This is a genomic window from Limnohabitans sp. Jir72, assembly GCF_003063575.1.
Taxonomy (GTDB): domain Bacteria; phylum Pseudomonadota; class Gammaproteobacteria; order Burkholderiales; family Burkholderiaceae_C; genus Limnohabitans_A.
Genome location: NZ_NESC01000004.1, coordinates 1 through 19,557, shown reverse-complemented (window position 1 = coordinate 19,557; position 19,557 = coordinate 1). Strand labels below are relative to the sequence as shown.

General features: G+C 61.2%; 18 protein-coding genes and 1 tRNA gene. 9 read left to right on the top strand and 10 right to left on the bottom strand.

What is annotated here, in order from left to right:
• Positions 1–54 precede the first annotated feature (54 nt).
• Positions 55–525, top strand: coding sequence for a hypothetical protein (locus B9Z52_RS06445; protein WP_108413036.1), 471 nt, complete (start codon positions 55–57; stop codon positions 523–525).
• Positions 526–604: 79 nt separating this feature from the next.
• On the opposite strand, the gene B9Z52_RS06440 is transcribed toward B9Z52_RS06445, so the two are convergent.
• A tRNA-Leu gene (locus B9Z52_RS06440) sits at positions 605–689 on the bottom strand.
• 185 nt (positions 690–874) lie between these two features.
• Between B9Z52_RS06440 and cysM the strand changes: the two genes are divergently transcribed.
• The 3 genes from cysM to B9Z52_RS06425 are packed head-to-tail and all read left to right on the top strand — an operon-like array spanning position 875 to position 2,577.
• Positions 875–1,777, top strand: a complete 903-nt coding sequence (gene cysM / locus B9Z52_RS06435; protein ID WP_108413035.1) for a cysteine synthase CysM — start codon at positions 875–877, stop codon at positions 1,775–1,777.
• 14 nt (positions 1,778–1,791) lie between these two features.
• A complete protein-coding gene (locus tag B9Z52_RS06430; RefSeq protein ID WP_108413034.1) occupies positions 1,792–2,346 on the top strand; it encodes an NUDIX domain-containing protein in 555 nt (184 codons plus the stop codon).
• A 3-nt stretch (positions 2,347–2,349) separates the two neighbouring features.
• Entirely contained in the window at positions 2,350–2,577 is a 228-nt protein-coding gene (locus tag B9Z52_RS06425; protein WP_108413033.1) for a sulfurtransferase TusA family protein, read from the top strand.
• A gap of 96 nt (positions 2,578–2,673) precedes the next feature.
• Here the strand turns inward: B9Z52_RS06425 and galU are convergent, their stop codons facing one another.
• The gene (gene galU, locus B9Z52_RS06420; RefSeq protein WP_108413285.1) at positions 2,674–3,552 is read right to left on the bottom strand and encodes a UTP--glucose-1-phosphate uridylyltransferase GalU; all 879 of its coding nucleotides are present in this window, start codon (positions 3,550–3,552) and stop codon (positions 2,674–2,676) included.
• A gap of 27 nt (positions 3,553–3,579) precedes the next feature.
• The gene (locus B9Z52_RS06415; protein WP_108413032.1) at positions 3,580–6,594 is read right to left on the bottom strand and encodes a valine--tRNA ligase; all 3,015 of its coding nucleotides are present in this window, start codon (positions 6,592–6,594) and stop codon (positions 3,580–3,582) included.
• 194 nt (positions 6,595–6,788) lie between these two features.
• On the opposite strand from B9Z52_RS06415, the gene B9Z52_RS06410 reads away from it, so the two are divergent.
• Positions 6,789–7,211, top strand: a complete 423-nt coding sequence (locus B9Z52_RS06410) for a rubrerythrin family protein (protein ID WP_108413284.1) — start codon at positions 6,789–6,791, stop codon at positions 7,209–7,211.
• A gap of 8 nt (positions 7,212–7,219) precedes the next feature.
• Entirely contained in the window at positions 7,220–7,816 is a 597-nt protein-coding gene (locus B9Z52_RS06405) for a DUF3501 family protein (RefSeq protein ID WP_108413031.1), read from the top strand.
• Here the strand turns inward: B9Z52_RS06405 and B9Z52_RS06400 are convergent.
• From B9Z52_RS06400 to B9Z52_RS06390, 3 genes are all read right to left on the bottom strand, one after another.
• Complete coding sequence (locus tag B9Z52_RS06400) at positions 7,803–8,780, bottom strand: tripartite tricarboxylate transporter substrate binding protein (protein WP_108413283.1); 978 nt, start codon at positions 8,778–8,780, stop codon at positions 7,803–7,805. The two genes, B9Z52_RS06405 and B9Z52_RS06400, sit on opposite strands and share 14 nt — an antisense overlap.
• A gap of 23 nt (positions 8,781–8,803) precedes the next feature.
• Positions 8,804–9,925, bottom strand: coding sequence for an NADH:flavin oxidoreductase/NADH oxidase (locus B9Z52_RS06395; RefSeq protein WP_108413030.1), 1,122 nt, complete (start codon positions 9,923–9,925; stop codon positions 8,804–8,806).
• Between the two features lie 496 nt (positions 9,926–10,421).
• Positions 10,422–11,126 (bottom strand): pseudouridine synthase, encoded by a 705-nt coding sequence (locus B9Z52_RS06390; RefSeq protein ID WP_108413029.1) that lies wholly within the window; start codon positions 11,124–11,126, stop codon positions 10,422–10,424.
• Here B9Z52_RS06390 and yaaA point away from each other — a divergent pair.
• Genes yaaA through B9Z52_RS06375 form a run of 3 tightly spaced genes read left to right on the top strand, consistent with a single transcriptional unit; the run spans position 11,125 to position 13,219 of the window.
• Positions 11,125–11,901 carry a peroxide stress protein YaaA gene (gene yaaA / locus B9Z52_RS06385; RefSeq protein WP_199222049.1) on the top strand — a complete coding sequence of 259 codons (777 nt, stop codon included), beginning with the start codon at positions 11,125–11,127 and terminating at the stop codon, positions 11,899–11,901. The two genes, B9Z52_RS06390 and yaaA, sit on opposite strands and share 2 nt — an antisense overlap.
• Positions 11,898–12,755: an NADPH-dependent 7-cyano-7-deazaguanine reductase QueF gene (queF, locus tag B9Z52_RS06380; protein WP_108413027.1), complete on the top strand. Its 858-nt coding sequence runs from the start codon at positions 11,898–11,900 to the stop codon at positions 12,753–12,755. The genes yaaA and queF overlap by 4 nt, the downstream gene beginning before the upstream one ends.
• 23 nt (positions 12,756–12,778) lie before the next feature.
• Entirely contained in the window at positions 12,779–13,219 is a 441-nt protein-coding gene (locus B9Z52_RS06375; protein WP_108413026.1) for a PACE efflux transporter, read from the top strand.
• Positions 13,220–13,234: 15 nt separating this feature from the next.
• Here the strand turns inward: B9Z52_RS06375 and B9Z52_RS17840 are convergent, their stop codons facing one another.
• From B9Z52_RS17840 to B9Z52_RS06355, 4 genes are all read right to left on the bottom strand, one after another.
• Positions 13,235–13,384 carry a hypothetical protein gene (locus B9Z52_RS17840; protein ID WP_158270517.1) on the bottom strand — a complete coding sequence of 50 codons (150 nt, stop codon included), beginning with the start codon at positions 13,382–13,384 and terminating at the stop codon, positions 13,235–13,237.
• A gap of 37 nt (positions 13,385–13,421) precedes the next feature.
• Complete coding sequence (locus B9Z52_RS06365; RefSeq protein ID WP_108413024.1) at positions 13,422–15,245, bottom strand: DUF6396 domain-containing protein; 1,824 nt, start codon at positions 15,243–15,245, stop codon at positions 13,422–13,424.
• 21 nt (positions 15,246–15,266) lie between these two features.
• Positions 15,267–17,501 (bottom strand): phospholipase D-like domain-containing protein, encoded by a 2,235-nt coding sequence (locus tag B9Z52_RS18100; protein ID WP_233251844.1) that lies wholly within the window; start codon positions 17,499–17,501, stop codon positions 15,267–15,269.
• A 23-nt stretch (positions 17,502–17,524) separates the two neighbouring features.
• A partial coding sequence (locus B9Z52_RS06355) for a type VI secretion system Vgr family protein (protein ID WP_108413023.1) occupies positions 17,525–19,557 on the bottom strand: 2,033 nt, incomplete at its 5' end.

Below are 19,557 nucleotides of genomic sequence, written 5' to 3'. Positions count from 1 at the left end.
TGCTGATGTGAAAACGCTGGGATACTCCCGGACTTCATCACCCAAGGAGAGCTTATGAAAAAGAATGTCATCGGTCTGACCTTCGGACTGTTGGCGGTGGTGTGTGGCTGCTCGAACGCCTTGGCAGTGCAAGAGACCCGCTTGGCAGTGCAGGCCATGCATTGCGCCGCCATCTTCAGTGTTTTGGCGCAAGTATTTTCAAATGATCCAGACAAAGGTCCCAAGTTTTCCAAAGGTGTGGAAGTGTTGACCGATGTCTACCTGAAAGAGCAGCCGTCGCCCACCGATCCTGGCGTGAGGGCTGTAGCAGCGCAGCGCCGATCAGAGACGGTGAAAGAACTGCAGACTGCATGGCCTGCAAATGGCGCCTATCTGCGAGAAGATGGCGTCATTTGCGGCGCGTGGGTCGAAGGGTTTCTGGGGCAGGGGGATCGGTATCAATTTATCCCTGTGTACCCCAAGGTGGTGCCCCCCCACATCCGTGGTCAGTACCAAACGCTGGTGGATGAGGCCATGAATCGCTGATGCGCCAAAAAAAAAGGCCAACCCGTGAAGGTTGGCCTTGATTCGCTTGGAACCCGCATGGATGCAGGGTTTCCAGAGATGGTGCCCGGGGCCGGACTCGAACCGGCACGCCTTGCGGCGGGGGATTTTGAGTCCCCTGAGTCTACCAATTTCACCACCCGGGCAGGTATTCGTGAAGACCCAAATTATGGCACATTTTTGAGCAGTTTTTTCGGTGCGCCTGTGCCTCACTCAAAAAATTGAGCTGAACAGACCCGTAGCGGGCGATCCTGAATGGCTTCAGTGGGGTGGGTTTTCGCTCGTGCCAATACGGCCCAAATGGCCTCCCAACTTATGGCAAAGTACGCACATGATTTATCCCACCATTGAAGACGCCATCGGCAAGACCCCTTTGGTTGCATTGCAGCGCTTGAGCGCCATGGACATGGGCCCCCGTGGCAATGTGATTTTGGGCAAGCTCGAAGGCAACAACCCGGCCGGTTCTGTGAAGGACCGTCCGGCTTTGTCGATGATTCGGCGGGCCGAAGAGCGCGGCGAGATCCAACCCGGCGATACCCTGATCGAGGCCACGTCTGGCAACACCGGCATTGCGCTGGCCATGGCCGCCGCCATCCGGGGTTACCGCATGATTTTGATCATGCCCGAGGACTTGTCGATTGAGCGTGCCCAGACCATGAAGGCGTTTGGTGCCGAGCTGATCCTCACGCCCAAAAGCGGCGGCATGGAATACGCCCGTGACCTGGCCGACAGCATGGCTGCGCAGGGCAAGGGGCGCATCTTGGACCAGTTCGCCAATCCAGACAACCCGCGCATCCATTACGAGACCACTGGGCCCGAAATTTGGGAGCAAACCGGTGGCAAGATCACCCATTTCGTGAGCGCCATGGGCACCACAGGCACCATCACCGGTGTGTCGCGGTATTTGAAAGAAAAAAATCCGGCCGTTCGCATCATTGGAGCCCAGCCTTGCGAGGGCTCTCGCATTCCGGGCATTCGCAAGTGGCCGCAGGAATACCTGCCCAAAATTTACGATCCGGCAGGCGTGGACGAGTTGGTCTATGTCAGCCAGAGCGATGCCGAAGAAACCTGTCGGCAATTGGCACGCACTGAGGGCATCTTTGCCGGAATTTCAGCGGCTGGAGCCTGTTGGGTCGCCCAGGAGATTGCGAAAACCGTACAAAACGCGACCATTGTGTTCATCGTGTGCGATCGTGGTGATCGCTACTTGTCAACAGGCGTCTTCCCCGCCTGAACCCAGGATGAACCATGGCTGAATTTCGTTTTTGCCCGCAGTGTGCGACCCCTCTTGCTTGGCTGAGCCAAATGGAAGACGGGGGCGAGGTCATGCGCCTGCGTTGCACCGCCTGCGACTTCACGCACTGGAACAACCCGACGCCGGTGCTGGCCGGGATTGTGCAAGTGGGCGATCAGATCTTGCTGGCCCGCAACGCGGCCTGGCCCGGTCGGCGCTTTGCCTTGATCACCGGTTTCATGGAAGCGGGCGAGACACCCGAAGACGGCATCCGCCGCGAGATCGCCGAAGAGACCAACTTGCAAGTGCAGTCGCTCAAGCTGATTGGCGTGTACGACTTCCAGCGCATGAACCAGGTCATCATCGCCTACCACGCGGTGGCTGAGGGCCAGGTGCGCTTGTCGCCCGAATTGGCCGAGTACAAGATGTTTGCGCCGCAAGACATCATTTGTTGGCCCGCAGGCACAGGCTATGCCATGGGCGACTGGCTGCGCACCATCGGCATCGAGCCCAAGTTCATGTCATGGGAAGAGCGGGCTGCGCAAAGCCAGGAACCGAACCAGGATTGAGTGATGGAATTCGACAAAGAAATTGACACCAGCGGGCTCAATTGCCCGCTGCCCATCTTGAAAGCCAAAAAAGCCTTGAACGATCTGACCAGCGGGCAGGTGCTCAAGGTCATCGCGACCGACCCGGGTTCGTGGCGCGACTTCGAAGCCTTTGCCAAGCAGACGGGCAATGAACTGGTCATGCAGGAAAAGACCGATTCAGCGTTTGTCTTCGGGCTCAAACGCCGCTGATTTTTAGCAGGGCCAGCACCCCATCACGCACGGGGTGCGGCTCCTACAGACGGGCCCGCTATTTGTAGGGGAAGCGCCCTGTGCGAGATTTCGGGTTCAGAGGCTCAGACCGTTGAGGTATTCGCGGAAGGACGCGCCCACTTGCGGGTGTTGTAAGGCCAGCTCCACTGTCGCCTGCAGAAAGCCTTCTTTGCTGCCGCAGTCGTAGCGTTTGCCTTCGTATTGGAAGGCGTAAACCGCTTCACGTTGCATCAGGCGCGCAATCGCATCGGTCAGCTGAATCTCGCCGCCAACGCCCGTGGGCTGGTTGCGGATCTCGTCAAAGATGCCTGGTGTCAAGATGTAGCGGCCTGCCACACCCATGCGCGAAGGCGCCTTGTCGGGGCTGGGTTTTTCTACGATCTGCTCGACGCGGATCAGTTGCTTGCCTGCTGACTCGCCTGCCACGATGCCGTAGCGCTTGACTTGGTCAAGCGGCACTTCCTGTACGGCCAAGACGGAGCGGCCTTGCTTGCTGTAAGCGTCCACCATTTGCGACAAAACGGAACTGCCTTGGTTGACCATCAGGTCATCGGCCAGCAGCACGGCAAAGGGTTCGTTGCCCACCAGCGGCTCTGCGCACAGCACCGCGTGGCCTAGGCCCAGCATGCGGTTTTGGCGCACGTAGGCACACACCATGTCGTCGGGCTGCACCGAACGCACCAGCGCCAGCAGCTCGTCCTTGTGGGCCGCCTCCAGCTCGGTTTCGAGTTCGTAGGCGGTGTCGAAATGGTCTTCGATGGCGCGCTTGCTGCGGCCGGTGACAAAGATCATGTGGCGCACGCCTGCCGCATAAGCCTCCTCCACCGCGTACTGGATCAGCGGTTTGTCCACCACCGGCAGCATCTCTTTGGGGGCAGCTTTGGTGGCGGGCAAAAAGCGGGTGCCTAATCCTGCGACCGGGAAGACGGCTTTGCGAATGACGTTGTGGCTCATGGTGTTTTCCTTGTTAATCATTAAGGTTTAACTCAGGCGTTGCAGTTGCTGGCGAATTTTGTCGAGCGTGGCCCCGAAGTCGGCCACGCGCTTCCTGGTTTCGTCGAGGACGGCTTGCGGGGCCTTGGCCACAAAGGCTTCGTTGCCGAGCTTGGCGTTGGCCTTGGTGATTTCACCTTCCAAGCGAGTGGCCTCTTTGGTCAGACGGATTTTTTCTGCAGCTGCATCGACTTCGATGAACAAACACAAGCGTGCTTCACCCACCACGGCCACGGGTGCGGCTTGCGCAGCAGCCACCCACTCGGCTTCGGTCTCAAACACCTTGACTTCGCTCAGCTTGGCCAGCGATTGCAGCACCGGAGCCACGCTTTGCATGAAGGCGGTGTCGCCCAGCACATACATGGGCATGCGGGTGGCCGGCGAGACGTTCATCTCACCGCGCAGATTGCGGCAAGCGTCCACCAGCGTCTTGAGCTTGGCCACATGGGCTTCGGCCGCCTCGTCGATGCGCTCGGGCTGGCTCACGGGGTAAGCCGCGATGCTGACCGATTCACCCGGACGACCCGCCACCACAGAAACTTTTTGCCAGAGTTCTTCGGTGATGAAAGGGATGATGGGGTGCGCCAAGCGCATGATGGTTTCGAGCGTGCGGATCAGGGTGCGGCGGGTGGCGCGTTTTTCAGCGTCGGTGCCGGTGTTGATTTGCACCTTGGCGATTTCGAGGTACCAGTCGCAGAACTCGTTCCACACAAAGTCATAGATCGTGTTGGCCACGTTGTCGAGGCGGTACTCGGCAAAGCCTTTGGCCACATCGGCCTCGACGCGTTGCAGCTGCGAGCTGATCCAGCGGTCGGCCTGGCTGAAAGTCAGGTAGCCGTGCACCGGACCTGCTGCGGTGGCTTGGCCATTGGCATCGATGCCCGGCGCAGCGCATTCGGCTTTGGTGTGTTCTTTCAGGCCGCAGTCTTGACCTTCGCAGTTCATCAGCACAAAGCGGGTGGCGTTCCACAGCTTGTTGCAGAAGTTGCGATAACCCTCGCAACGCTTGCTGTCAAAGTTGATGCTGCGGCCCAGTGACGCGAGCGCCGCAAAGGTGAAGCGCAGCGCGTCCGCGCCATAGGCCGGGATGCCTTCGGGGAATTCTTTCTCGGTTTGCTTGCGCACCTTGGGCGCGGTCTCGGGCTTGCGCAGGCCTTGGGTGCGCTTGTCCAGCAGCGGTTCGAGCGTGATGCCGTCGATCAGGTCGACCGGGTCGAGCACGTTGCCTTCGGACTTGCTCATCTTCTTGCCTTGGGCATCGAGCACCAGGCCGTGAATGTAGACGTGCTTGAAGGGCACTTTGCCGGTGAAGTGGGTGGTCATCATGATCATCCGGGCTACCCAGAAGAAGATGATGTCGTAGCCTGTGACCAAGACGGATGAAGGCAGGTAGAGGTCGTAATCTGTTCCGCTGGCGATCGCACCGGACTCGGCCTGGCTCATACTCGCTTCGCTCGCCAAATCGCTGCGTCCGAGCCCGGCACGCTCGCCAGCTGCGTCGTTGCTCCAACCCAAAGTGGAGAAGGGGACCAAGGCTGACGAGTACCAAGTGTCCAACACGTCTTCATCACGCTTGAGTGTTTTGCCAGGTGCCTTGGCCTGTGCCTCGGCTTCGTTGCGCGCCACGTAGACATTGCCGTCTTCGTCGTACCAGGCCGGGATCTGGTGGCCCCACCACAGCTGGCGCGAGATGCACCAGTCCTGGATGTTGTTCATCCACTGGTTGTAGGTGTTGACCCAGTTCTCGGGCACAAAGCTCACTTGGCCAGATTGCACCGCGTCGATGGCTTTTTGGGCGATGCTCTTGCCGGTGGCGTCGCCTTGGCCCACTTGGTTCATGGCCACAAACCATTGGTCGGTCAGCATGGGCTCGATCACCTGGCCTGTGCGGGCGCAGCGGGGCACCATGAGTTTGTGTTTCTTGACCTCGACCAAAGCGCCTGCGGCTTCGAGGTCGGCCACCACGGCCTTGCGGGCCACAAAGCGGTCCAGGCCCCGGTATTTCTCGGGCGCATTGTTGTTGATCGTCGCGTCCAAGTTCAGCACGCAGATCATGTCCAGCTTGTGGCGCTGGCCGACTTGGTAGTCGTTGGTGTCGTGCGCGGGCGTGACCTTGACCACGCCCGTGCCAAATGCCTTGTCCACGTAGTCGTCGGCAATCACGGGAATGGTGCGGCCGCACAGGGGCAGGTTGACCTGTTTGCCAATCAAAGCGCTGTAGCGTTCGTCCTCGGGGTGCACCATCACAGCCACGTCACCCAGCAGGGTTTCGGGGCGGGTGGTGGCGACGGTCAGTGAACCACTGCCATCGGCCAAGTCATAGCGGATGTGCCACATCGAGCCGTCTTCTTCCTCGCTCTCGACTTCGAGGTCGGACACCGCGCTCATCAGCACCGGGTCCCAGTTCACCAAGCGCTTGCCACGGTAGATCAGGCCTTGCTCGTAGAGCTGCACAAAGGTTTCGGTCACGGTTTTGGACAGCTTGGGGTCCATCGTGAAGTATTCGCGGCTCCAGTCCACGCTGTCGCCCATGCGGCGCATCTGGCTGGTGATGGTGCTGCCGGACTCTTCTTTCCACTCCCAGACCTTGCTCACAAAGTTCTTGCGGGCCTCGGCAGGGGTCGGCCCCATGTCATGGCGGCTGATGCCTTTGGCCTGCAGCTGGCGCTCCACAACGATTTGCGTGGCAATGCCTGCATGGTCGGTGCCCGGAATCCAGGCCGTGTTGAAGCCCATCATGCGGTGGTAGCGGGTCAACGAGTCCATGATGGTTTGGTTGAACGCATGGCCCATGTGCAGCGTGCCGGTCACGTTGGGCGGCGGCAGCTGGATGGCAAAGGCCGGTGCATCCGCCGTTGGGGCACCGGTGCCACGAAAGCCGGCCACGCCGTAGCCGCGCTTTTCCCACTCGGGGCCCCAATGGGCTTCCAGGGCGGCGGGCTCGAAGGATTTGGACAGGCTCTCAAGGCCGGGCTGGACCGGGGTGGCGGGTGCGTTGCTCATGGGGGTCTTTGGAAATAGGTGCGGCTTCGTTTCAGAAGCGAAAAGGCGACACAAGTCGAACTGTGCTGATTTTAACTTTTGTGGCCCTTCGCACCCGCCAAAGCCCCTTCTGGGCGGACAATCCGGCAATCCGCTTTGCCAAGGGCCATTTCTGGCCCCGCATTGCGCAGACAGACCGCTTTCAGGAGATCCACATGCCCGCCCTTAAAGGTTCCCGCACCGAGCAATGCCTCAAGCAGGCTTTTGCCGAAGAGGCGCAAGCCAACCGCCGTTACCTCTACTTTGCCAACCAAGCCGACATCGAAGGCCTGAGCGAAGTGGCGGCCCTGTTCCGCTCGACCGCCGATGGCGAAACCGGCCACGCGCACGGGCACATGGACTTTTTGGCCCTGTCTGGCGACCCGGTGACCGGCTTGCCCATTGGCACCACTGCGCTGAATCTGGCTTCGGCCGTGGCCGGTGAAATCCACGAATACACCGACATGTACCCCGGCATGGCCAAAACGGCCCGTGACGAAGGGTTTGACGACATCGCCGACTGGTTCGAAACCTTGGCCAAGGCCGAGCGCTCGCACGCCAACCGCTACCAAAAAGCCATCGACAGCTTGGAAAGCTGAACCCCGATATGCCCGGTCCCGGCCAGATCAGCCCCGAGAACCTGATGTCTTTGGAGACCTACGCCAAGTGGCGCAAGGTCCACCAGCCCGAAATGGTGGCGCTGCGCCAGTTGCGCAGCGTGCAATTGGGCGAGCACCTGCGGGTGCAATTCGAAAACGAAGCCACGGTGCGCTACCAGATCCAAGAGATGCTGCGCGTCGAAAAAATCTTTGAAGAAGACGGCATCGTGCAAGAGATCGCCGCCTATGCGCCCCTGGTGCCCGATGGCAGCAACTGGAAGGCCACCTTGCTGCTGGGCTATCCCGACGCCCAGGAGCGTCAGCGCGAGCTGGCCAAGCTGATTGGGGTGGCCAGCCATGTGTTTGTCGAGGTGGAGGGGCATCCCCGCATTTATGCCATCGCGGACGAAGACCAAGTGCGGGACACCGCCACCAAAACCTCAGCGGTGCACTTTTTGCGTTTTGAGTTGGATGCGGCCATGGTGGCCTTTGTTCAGGCCGGGGCAGGTGTGCGGCTGGGCTGCGACCACACGCATTACCCCATGCGCACCGACTTGGCTGCGCCCACTTTGGCCAGCCTCGCTGGGGACTTCAATCCATCTTGACGTTGGCCGCCTTGATGGCTTTGGTCCATTCGGCGGTTTCGCGCTCCAGCAAACGGGTCATGTCGGCAGGCGGCAAATAGCGCACCTCGATGCCCGCCTGGTCGGCGCGTTGCTTGGTCTCGGGCAGTTCTATGCTGCGTTTGACGTCAGCCGACAGCTTTTGCAAGACCGGCGCTGGTGTGCCCGCAGGCGCATACAAGGCCACCCAAGACTCCAGCGAGAAGCCCGGCAAACCCGCTTCGGCCACGGTGGGCACTTGTGGCATTTGTGGGTGGCGGGTCTTGCCCGTCACGGCCAGTGCCTTGAGCTTGCCGCCTTGCACATGCTGCATCACCGAAGGCGGTGTGGTGATGAACACCTGCACCTGGCCAGCCAGCACATCGGCAATGGCCTGTCCCGAGCCCTTGTAGGGCACGTGCGTCATGTCTACACCGGTTTGTTGCTTGAAGATCTCGGTGCCGATGTGCGAGACCGAGCCATTGCCTTGCGAGGCGTAATTCACTTTGCCCGGGTTGGCCTTGACCCAAGCGATGAAGTCCTTGAGGTTGTTGGCCGGCACCGAGGGGTGCACCGCGATCACATTGGTGGCCACGGTGATCAAACCCACGGGCGTCAGGTCCTTCAGTTCCCAGGGCAGCTTGTCCATCAGGATCGGGTTGGCGATGTGGTAACCCGAATACGACACCAGCAAGGTGTGGCCGTCTTTGGCGCTGCGGGCCACGGTTTGGTAGGCCAAGTTGCCGCTGGCGCCGGGCTTGTTGTCCACCACCACCGCTTGGCCGATCACACGGGCCAAAGGCTCAGCCACCAAGCGGGCGGATGTGTCCACCAGCCCGCCGGGCGGGTTGGGCACCACCAGGCTGATGTTTTTGCTGGGGAAGGCCTGCGCCAGCAAGCTCAAAGGCGCAGCCAGTGCCAGGGCGGCCAAGCATGCGGCCCGGCGGGTGAAGGTGAAATGGTTCATGTTTGTGTCCTGAATGTGCGGGTTCAACGCATGCCGATCTTGGCGTCGTTGAAAATGTTCTTGGCTTCGCGGGGCAGGCTGCGCCAGTACTGGTGCTGCGCGTCGACGGTGCCGCCCAGCGCCACGGCGGCTTCCCAGCCCCAGCGGGGTTTGTACAAAAAGGCACGGGCCAGCGCCACCAGGTCGGCGTCACCGCGCTGCAGCACGGCTTCGGCCTGGGCGGGCTCGGTGATCAGGCCCACGGCAAACGTGGTCAGGCCCGAGCGCTCTTTGACGGCTTTGGCCAGATGCACCTGGTACTCGGGGCCCAAGGTGATTTTTTGCAAGGGCGACACGCCGCCCGAGGAGATGTGCACGAACTGCGCTCCGGCTTGTTTGAGCAAAACCGCCAGTTCGCAGGTCTCGTCGATCGTCCAGCCGCCATCGACCCAGTCGGTGCCCGAGATGCGCATGCCCAGCGTGCCGCCAAAGGCCTCGCGCACGGCTTGGAACACTTCCAGCGGAAAGCGGATGCGGTTCTCAAACGAGCCACCGTACTGGTCGGTGCGCTGGTTGGACAAAGGCGACAAAAACTGGTGCAGCAAATAGCCGTGCGCGGCGTGCAGCTCGACGGCCTCGATGCCCAGCTCATGGCTGCGTCGGGCGGTGTTCACAAAGTCGGCCTTGATTTGCGCGATGTCGGCCAGGCTCAACTCGGTCGGCGCTGCTTCTTGCGGCAGGTGGGGCAGGGCGCTGGGCGCCACGGTCTGCCAGCCGCCGTCTTCCGGGGCGATCAGCATGCCGCCGTTCCAGGGGGCGGCGCTTGACGCCTTGCGGCCTGCGTGGCTGATCTGGATGCAGACCGGCATGTGCGGAGCCAGGCGCCGGGCACGCTGCAGTTTGTCACCCAGCGCCGCTTGCGTGGCGTCGTCCCACAGGCCCAGACAGCCGGGGCTGATGCGGCCCACGGCCGACACCGCTGTGGCTTCGATGGTGAACATGCCCGCGCCGCTGTTGAGCAGGTTGGTCCAGTGTGTCAGGTGCCAATCGGTGGCTTGGCCGTTGTCGGCCGAGTACTGGCACATGGGCGCGATCACGATGCGGTTGGGCAAGGTGAGCGGGCCGCTGGGGGCGTCGAAGGTGAAGGGTGTGAAAAGCAGGCTCATGGGAATTCAGTCTGGGTGGTTGGAGGCTGGGCTCGCGATAGGAAGCGCAGCGTGCATCTTATGGAAAACCGCGCAGATGCTTATCCGTTGGGTGACAATCGCACCGATTTGTAGGAGCCCACCCTGTGGGCGATGGTTTTCAAGGCGCGTTCCACGCCTATCGCCCACAGGGTGGGCTCCCACTACAGTGCTTATTGCCCACAGGGTGGGCTCTTGCAACAGGGTCCCATCGTTCAGGGGCAGGGCTATCGCAGCACGGTTACGAATGGAAATTCGCCGGGCCTCGGTGACCATGGTTTTTGTAGGAGCGCACCCCGTGCGCGATGGTTTCCAGAGGGCGCGTTCCACGCCCATCGCCCACAGGGTGGGCTCCCACTACAGAGCTCATTGCCCACAGGGTGGGCTCCCACTACAGAGCTCATTGCCCACAGGGTGGGCTCCCACTACAGAGCTTATTGCCCACAGGGTGGGCTTCTGCAGCATGCGCCTATGGTCTTCAGGGTGGGCTTGCACAATAGGGCCACAGTGCCCAATCGCTGGGCAAGGGCGATTCCATGTGCAGCAGTTGGCCGCTCACCGGGTGTGTCAAGTCCAGGTGCAGCGCGTGCAGCCACAGCCGCTGCAGGCCCAGGTGCTCGGCTACGGCGCGGTTGATCTGCCCTTTGCCATGCGTGGCGTCTCCGATGATGGGGTGGGCGATGTGCTTCATGTGGCGGCGCAGCTGGTGGCGGCGGCCGGTCAGGGGCTGCAGCTGCACCTCGGCCCAGCGCAGGCTTGGGAATTCACCTTGCGCAATGGGCAGCTCTCCCCGGCGCAGGGTTTCGTAACGCGTTTGCGCGGGCTGCACCTCCTCGCGCTCTGAGCGCATGTCGTCGGGCATGCGCTTGAGCGGGTGGTCGATCAAACCCTCAGGCAGAGGCCAACCCCGCACGATGGCCCGGTAAGTCTTGTGCAGGCCCTCGCCCGTTTCAAAAGCCTGCCCCAGTGTGCGGGCCACATCCGCGCTCAGGGCAAAGACCAGCACGCCGCTGGTGCCTTTGTCCAGCCGATGCACAGGCCAGACGTGCTGGCCGATCTGGTCGCGCAGCGTTTGCAGCACAAAGCGGGTTTCGCCCTTGTCCAGAGGGGTGCGATGGACCAGCCAGCCTGCGGGCTTGTGCACGATGGCGAGATAATCGTCCAGGTAAAGGATGTCGAGCATGTTGTTCTTATTGTCACCCGCCAAATCCCTGGACTATGAAACCCCCGCAGGCGATGTGCCGCACACGCTGCCGCAGTTCGTGCCGCAGTCGCAGGCCCTGATCGAGGTGTTGCGCCAAAAGTCGCCCCAGCAAATTGCCGAGTTGATGGACTTGTCAGATGCACTGTCGGCGCTGAACGTGGCGCGCTACGAAGCCTGGCGCCCCAAATTCACCGCCAAGAACGCCAAGCAAGCCGTGCTGGCTTTCAACGGCGACGTGTACGAAGGCCTGGACGCCAAAACCCTGACGGCCAAGCAATTGGACTGGGCACAAAACCATGTGTGCATCCTGAGCGGCCTGTATGGCGTGTTGCGACCACTGGACTGGATGCAGCCTTACCGCCTGGAAATGGGCACCACGCTGCAAACCGACAAGGGCAGCAACCTCTACAAGTTTTGGGGGCCGCAAATTGCCGAGCACCTGAACGAACGCCTGGCCGCCGACAAAACCCCCGTCATCGTCAACCTGGCTTCGCAGGAATACTTCAAGGCGGTGGACCGCAAGACGCTCCAAGCCCGCGTCATTGAATGCGTGTTTGAAGACTTCAAAGGCGGCAAGTACAAGATCATCAGCTTCAACGCCAAACGCGCCCGTGGTCTGATGGCCCGCTATGCCGTCCAAAACAAAATCACGAAGCCCGAAGGTTTGCTGAAGTTCAACCTCGAAGGCTATGCCTACGACGCCGCCGTGTCCGATCCCGACCGCCTGGTCTTTCGCCGCAAATTGCAAGCATGAGCACCCCCAACAACACCCCCGAGCAATCCCAGCTGGGCAAGTCCAGCGCCTATATCGACCAGTACGACGCCAGCTTGCTGTTCCCGATTCCCCGCGCCACCAAGCGGGCCGAGATCGGCATCACCGCGCAACCCGTGTTTTTTGGGGCCGACCTGTGGACCGCGTTTGAGCTGTCTTGGCTCAACACCAAAGGCAAGCCGCAGGTGGCGCTGGCGCACATCACCGTGCCCGCCGAGAGCACGCACATTGTGGAGAGCAAATCCTTCAAGCTGTATCTGAACAGCTTCAACAACACCCGGCTGGAAAGCGCCGACGTGGTGCGCGACATGATCCGCCGCGACATCAGCGCTGCCATCTGGCACGGCGGCACCATGCAGGCCAGCGTGGGCGTGAAGCTGCTGCTGCAAGAACAGTTTGACGCCGAGCCGGTGCACGAGCTCGACGGCCTCAACCTCGACCGCATGGACATCGAATGCAGCCGCTACCAGCCCGCACCGGACCTGCTCAGCGCCACTGCCGACGAGGCACCGGTCACCGAAACCCTGGTCAGCCACTTGCTCAAAAGCAACTGCCTGGTGACCGGCCAGCCCGACTGGGGCAGCGTGCAAATCACCTACAGCGGCCCGCAGATCGACCAAGCGGGTTTGCTGCAATACATCGTGAGCTTTCGCAACCACAACGAGTTCCACGAGCAATGCGTCGAGCGCATCTTCATGGACATCTGGTCGCGCTGCAAACCCACCAAGCTCACGGTTTACGCCCGCTACACGCGGCGCGGCGGGCTGGACATCAACCCCTGGCGCACCAGCGCACCGGGCGCGGTGCCACCCAACGTGCGCACGGCGCGGCAGTGAACGCATTCGCCGCATTCCCCAAGATGACCCCCACCACCCGCCGCGTTGTCCAAGCCCTTTTGTACGAGACCATGGCCATCGCCGTGGTCGGGCCCGTGTTGAGCTTGGCTTTTGACAAGTCGCCCGCTTCCACATTGGGCCTGGCGGTTGTGTTGTCGAGCATTGCACTGACGTGGAATTACGTCTTCAACTGGCTCTTCGAGCGTTGGGAGTCGCGCCAAGCCGTGCGAGGCCGCTCCTTTGTCCGGCGGGTGGCCCACGGTGCGGGTTTTGAAGGCGGCTTGGTGATCATTCTCTTGCCCGTCATGTCGCTGTGGCTGGACATTTCGCTCACCGCTGCCTTGGTGGCCAATTTGGGTTTGCTGGCCTTCTTTTTCTTTTATGCCATCGCGTTCACTTGGTGCTTTGACCGGGTCTTCGGCTTGCCCGCCTCTGCCCAAGCGGGCGCTGCAGATCGGCGCTGATGGTGCGTCAGTGACTCAAACCACCTGATCTTGCCAAGCCGGATGCTGGGCCATGATCTGCACGTAAGCCTCAGAGCTTTCAAAAGCGGCCAGCCAGTCGATCAAGCGACCGCACGGCTGCGCCGCAAACCAGGCCGGGTCGGTGTGCGCAAATGCCATCAGCATGATGCCTAAACGCTGATTCACTCCACCACGCAACAACTCAGGCGATCTTTTCAAACCCCGCCTCACACACGGCCTCACAAGCCACCATCAGCCGCCACTTGACCTGCAACTGCGCGGCTTCGCCATCGGCCAGCACCGGGGCCAGCTGCGCCGCGAACTGGGGCAGGTTTTGGCCTGACGACACAAAGGCCTGACGCCGCCAGCTGTCGCCTGCCAGCGTGCCGTTGAAGACTTGGGCCAGTGGATGCTCAGTGTTCGTCACCTCAGGCTGCCAGATGCCGCTGGTGGGGCAGCTTTGCCCGTCGGCACAGCGCGTGTCGGTGGCTTGGGCGATGGCTTGCACCAGACCCGCACGGGCCAGGTGGTCGGTCAGTGGCTGCACCGCACGGGCTGTGCCTTTGTAGAACCAGTAGACCAAACGGTGATCGCCTTCTTGCGCAAAGTAGTGGTTCATGTTCCATGCATCGGCAGTGCGCAGGTCCAGTGGCTCGCCAGCGCGGTAGTGCAGCGGGGGCACATCGGCCATGGCGCGCATGCGCAGCGATTCGTACTCGCCTGGCGGGATGCCGCCAGCCGGGCGAGACTGGGGGTGTGTGGCCCAGATGTGCAGGGGCTGGTAATAACCATCGAATGCGGCCATGGACAAGCCGGTGCGCACACCGGGTGCCGAGAGGATGTCTTTGAAGCCCACGATGGGCGTTTGCGCCCACTGGCTGCGGTCAGCGGGCATGACGAGGCTGTGGCCTTCGGGGATGTGGGCGCGGCCTGGGGCGTTGGCGGCGGGTTGTGGGGGTTGTTTGGGTGTGACGCGCACGGCTTGGGCGGCTTTGATCAGGCTTTCGGCTTCGCCGTCCCAGGTGGGCAGTTTGGCGGGGGGCAGGGGCAGCACACGGTCCAGGTTGGGCAAGCGGGTGTCGGGGTGGTGGCGCAGGTATTCTGAGATCGCAAAGTAGCGGTCCTCTCTGACAGGGTCTTTGGTGTTGCCAACAGCGGCTTCACCCAAACCAAAAAGAGAACTCAAGGCTCGAGCACATTCCATCCCTCCGAACTTGACTCCCTCGTGGTAACGCTGCACGGCCTTGGCGTACAGGGCTTCGCGTTCGACGCGGTCGAAGATGCCATCGGCCTCAACCCTGTACGTGAGGCCCAACTGATATGCGGCTTCGCCACTGCCCTGTGCGAAGGCACATTCGAGCATCTGACGGCCAATCGGGCGGTTGGCCCACAGGCGCGGCGGTTCATTGATTTTTGAGTCCAGTGCCTTGCCCAGCATGGCTTGGGCGTGCAGACTGCCCATGTCGGCTGCCCGTTGCCAAAAGGCATAGGCCACGGTGGCGTCTGGCGTGAGCGGGCCCACGCCGCTCATGTAGAAATTACCCATGTTGAACCAGGCCGCAGGCACGCCCTGGCGCATCAGGTCTTCGGTCAGGCGCAAGGCTTCGTTGGGGTCAAAGGGCACGCCTTGGCCCTCCAGGTACAACCCGGCCAGGTTGAACTGTGCCTTCCAGTGGCCCAAGGCCATGGCCTGGCGGTAGAGGCTGACGACTTGTTTGTAGTCGATCTCGGCGGGGTCACGGTCGTATTCATCCAGCGTCTTGGCTGCTTCAAACAAAGTCTGTGCGGCTTCGCTGGGCACAGGGTTGGCCTGTGCTTCGTGCTGGCAGGTGAAGGTTTTGCGGTAAGGGTTAAACGCGGGCAGCTCGGTGAAGCGGGGCAAGTCGGGGTTCATGATGCGGGAATTTGGTTGGGTGATGACGCTGGAGGCCAGATAGACCAGGATGCACAGGCCCAGGGCCAAGGCGGCCTCCAAGGGGCGGCGCAGGCGCGGCCACAGGGTGGAGAGGATTGAGGGCAATGGCATGGTGATGTTCTCGTTGACGCCTCAAGCCAGCCGCACCAGCGGGGCATCGCGCGGGTCGTCGTGCGTGTGGATGAAGCTGTCGTTGATTGGCGCTTCGGCTGTGTTGCCATCAACACGTCTTTGAGCATTGATTTGCATGCGCTCTTCCCAATCCCGAAAATGTTTGCCCACTGTGCGCAAACTCCCATCCCCCCCATTCAAGTCAGGCCCGGCCAAATTGGCCCAGACGCGTTGGCGTGCGCCGCTGGCCAATTTGTATTCGGCGCTGGCGATGTTGATCTCGCTGTCCACCACCATGGAACGGGTGTTGAGGTTGGCGCTGCCCAGGGTGATGAAGCTGTCGTCAATGAGCATGAGCTTGGAGTGGATGTAGATCTCGCGGTAACGGGCGGGACGGATGTGGTATTCGGAGTAATCGCCCTCGATCTCGTCCTTGGCCAGGGCGTCTTTGACATGGGCGTTTTGTTGCTTGTGTTCGGCGCGCTCTTGCACGGCCTGTGCGTCTTGCGCTTTGTTGTCGCGGGCATTGATCTGCAGATGCCGGGCTTCTTGGGCATGGTCATAGCTCATGAGCATGCCCGCCAAGGTCTTGATGTTCAGACGGTCCAGCTCTTTTTTGATCTGGCTTTGACTGATCTGCGCCGAGCGGCGCAGCATCTCCATGCGGTTGTCATCGAGAGCTGAGCCCAAAGGAATGTCACGTTCCCAACTGATGCCTTTAGCTTGGATGTTTTTACCCTCGTTGTCCGTCACGGCCTTGCCGCCTTGCACTTGCTCGACCTGACGGTGATAACCCTTGACGCTGGTGGCCTGGCCCATCTGCGCCAGTGCGTCGTAGGTGCGGGGCACCATTTCATTGCGCTCAGCTTGCGGACTGATGACCATCAGGTGCAGGGGTGGCAGTTTCTCCTTGCTGCCGCCAGCTTTGCGCAGCTTGTCCAGCGTGTCTTGGCGCACTTGCTTGATGAACTGCACCCACTCGGCCAGCTGGAAGTATTGGTTTTCAATGAAGATGTAGTTGCAGGCGTTGCTGCACGCTTGCACATAGGTCTTGAGGATGGTGGCATCGCTCTCTTCGGGTTGCGTTCGCACGATCTGGGCCCGGTGTGCGCCCACCGCCGGTGGCACGATGGCGGCACGGGCCTTTTGCAGTGAACCTGCCGGCCAAGCCAGGCGCGTGGTTTGCGCGCTGTCCCACGACTTGACAAAGTTCTGGTTCAGGCAGGTGAGCGACTGGCCTTGCACGCGCATGGCGTAGTCGCGATAGGGTTTGAGGTGCCAGGGTTTGAGCCAGTGCGCCCCTTTACCAAACGCGACTTCGCGGCGTGGGTCGTTGTACAGGTGCTCGGGCGTGTCCCAGTAGTCGGTCACGCTGTTCAGGCCCATCACATAGCCGCAGGTGTTGGGCGCAGCTTTGGGGTCAGCGCCTTGACCGGGGTGGTAGTCGATGAGCACAGGCTTTTGGTGGTGGGTGGCGGCGAAGTTCAGTGCCATGTCTTCGATCACATCGCGCCCCTTGGGCAGATGCGCCGATTTGAGCGCTGCCGCAGCATCGGCATCGCCTTGCCGAAACCGCACCTCCAAATTGGGGATGCCGCCAGACAAAGCCGCCTGCCACCAAGCTTTGGCATAGGCCGTGCGCACTTGAGCACTGGTCGGCTTGGCGTGGCGCATCTGTACCCGTGGCCCTTGTTGGTACTGCGAGGCAAACACGGGCATTGGTTGCCAGGCCATGGGCATGTCTGGCGCGTTGACAGCCAACACGTTGATGGCTTGTTTGACGCCTCCTCTGACCATGTGCATCAGATACATGGGTCTGTAGGCCACGGCCAATGGGCTGTTCTGGATGGCGTCCAGAAAGGCCGAGTCGTACCACAGCAAGATACGCACCTTGACGCCTTGCGCTGCCTTTTGGGCAAGCAGATCACCATAGGGCGTGCCGCGTGGCCAGGTCTTGTAGCCATCCATGGCGGGGTCTGCAGTGGCATTCATGCGCGAGAGTTCCATCGCCGGATCAAAACCCCAACACACCAGATCAATGGTGCTGCTGGCTTTGCGCAGGTCTTGCTCCAGCGCAGAAAACCCTTCGCTGCAGATCAAAAACTCCAACTCGTTTTTGTTGTGGATGGGGTGGGTCTTGACGTCTTTTTCCAGAAACCATTGCAGTGTGGTTTTGCCCACGCGACTTTGCTCGTTCAGCGGGGTGCGGTCCTTGTTCTGGGTTTTTTGCAGCAGATCAAAAAGCGGGTTGCTCATGTTTGATTTTCCTGTGTGGGTGTTCAGGCATCACGCCCTTGTTGGTGCAGCCGCTGCTGTGTCCCTTGTCCATCAGCGCGCAAACCCTGATTGGCCAGGTTTTGTTCTGCATGTGCCGCCGTGCCGTGTGCTGCAAACTCTTCCACCACGGGTACATCCACCACGGCACCATTGAAGAGTTGCACTTGGTACTGGTCGCCAGTTTGGTGCTCTTGGATGTCGATACATCCCTGTGGATCAATCACACCGCTCATTTGCGGCTGCCCGTTCTTGATCAAGGTATAGGGTTGGCCGGCCAACAGACCCTGCGGCATGTCCGGCAGGTGATCAAGCTGTAGCCTTAGGCCTTGCTGGGGCTGGTAAGGCATGGCGGTGAGTTCGACCTTGGGCACCGGCGCATTGGCTGGCCCATTCAAATCATGACCCGCCGCATGCGCTGTCCAGCTGCCGCTGGTGCCTTCTTCGATACTGCCCGCGCTCCAGCGGCGGTAGCTGCCGCCGCCGTTCATTTGCACTTCTTCTTTGGCGGTGATCTCAATGCGGTTGGCCGTGTGGGTGATGTCCAGCTTGGCCAGCAATTGGATGTTTTGGCTGAGTGACTTGATTTCTATATCGGAACCGGCGGCGATGAGCTTCATACCCGCTTTGTAGGCAAACAGCCTGATCGCCTCTTTGGCGCTGACGAGCCAGCTCTTGCCCGCGCTCACGCTGGTGTGCCCGCCACTGGTGATGGCGTGGTGCTGGCCGCTGTGCTGGTGTGTACTTTGCGGTGTGGTGCTTTCAATGCCCGCTGGGCTGGACAGGATCAAATGCGGTTCGCTCAGTTCCGGGAATTTCGCTTGACCTTCACCTGTGTTGGTGCCTGTGCTTTTGCCGTCCCCTGCAATGGCCTTGTTCTGCGCTTCAATGGCTTTGGCTACGTCGCCTTGGTCGCCTTCTTCTTGCGCTTGGTGTTGCAGCGCCAAGTCGCCCAGACTGTCGTGCTGGCTTTGGCCGTTTTGTAGTCGGGCTGTGGTCTCGCTCAGGTCGGTGATGTGGCCGCTGGCTTGTGTTCTTGCTTCGGTGCTGATGAGCAGGCCGTCTTTGGCTCTGACTGCGCCGTGTCCGTCGGTTCTGAGTTCGAAGCCCTCGCCACGGTGGTCTTTTCTTCCCGCGTTGTCTTCGATGCGCGTGATGTGCCCCAGGCTTAAGGTGCTGTGCTGGTGGTCGCTTTTGATTTGCGCCTGGATCTTTTGTTCGGTGTCGTCCAGCACCAAGTGGTTGCTTCTGCCCGCTGCGCTGTTGCCTCCGCCGGGTTTGAGCTCTCGGCTTCTGAAGCCGCTTAAGGCTTGCTGTGCAGGCAAGGCCCAGGGGGGCGTGTTCATCTGGTTGTAGACCCGCCCGGTGCAAATGGGCTGGTCCGGGTCTCCCCCCAGAAAGTCCACGATCACTTCTTGCCCGATGCGCGGCACGTGCATGGCCCCCAGTTGGTTGCCCGCCCAAGCGGCAGACACCCGCACCCAGCAGCTGCTGTTGTGGTTCTTGGCACCATAGCGGTCCCAGGGGAACTGCACTTTGATGCGGCCCAAGGGGTCGGTGTAGATGTCGCTTTGGGCGGTGTCGGCGTCTGGCCCGCAGACCAGGGCGGTCTCGGGGCCATGGGTGTGGGGTTTGGGCTGAATGCCTTCGGGGCGCAGCAGTTCGGTGGCGGGCTGCACTTCAAAGCGCACCTCGATGCGCCACTGGCCGGAGAGGCGTTGGGCGTCGGAGAGTGCTTGCGGGATCGGTGCTTGGCCGATGTTGTTCTTACTGCTGTTGTTATCTCGCGCCGTGTCTTCGCTGACGTTTTCGATGACGGTGTGGGTGGACAGCGTGAGGTATTCGATGTTGGCCGCGTCTTGTGGGTGTTTGTGCAGGGCAAAGGTGTGGCCCGTGGCGATGCCGCGCACGTGGCCTGCGCCGCTGGCGCGTTGGCCTGCTTGGCGCAGCGCTTGCATGCGCAGGCGTGCCAGGTGTTGGCCTTGGGGCTCGGTTTGGTTGGCCTGGGCGGTGTCGGAGCCTTTGCCCGCACCTTTGC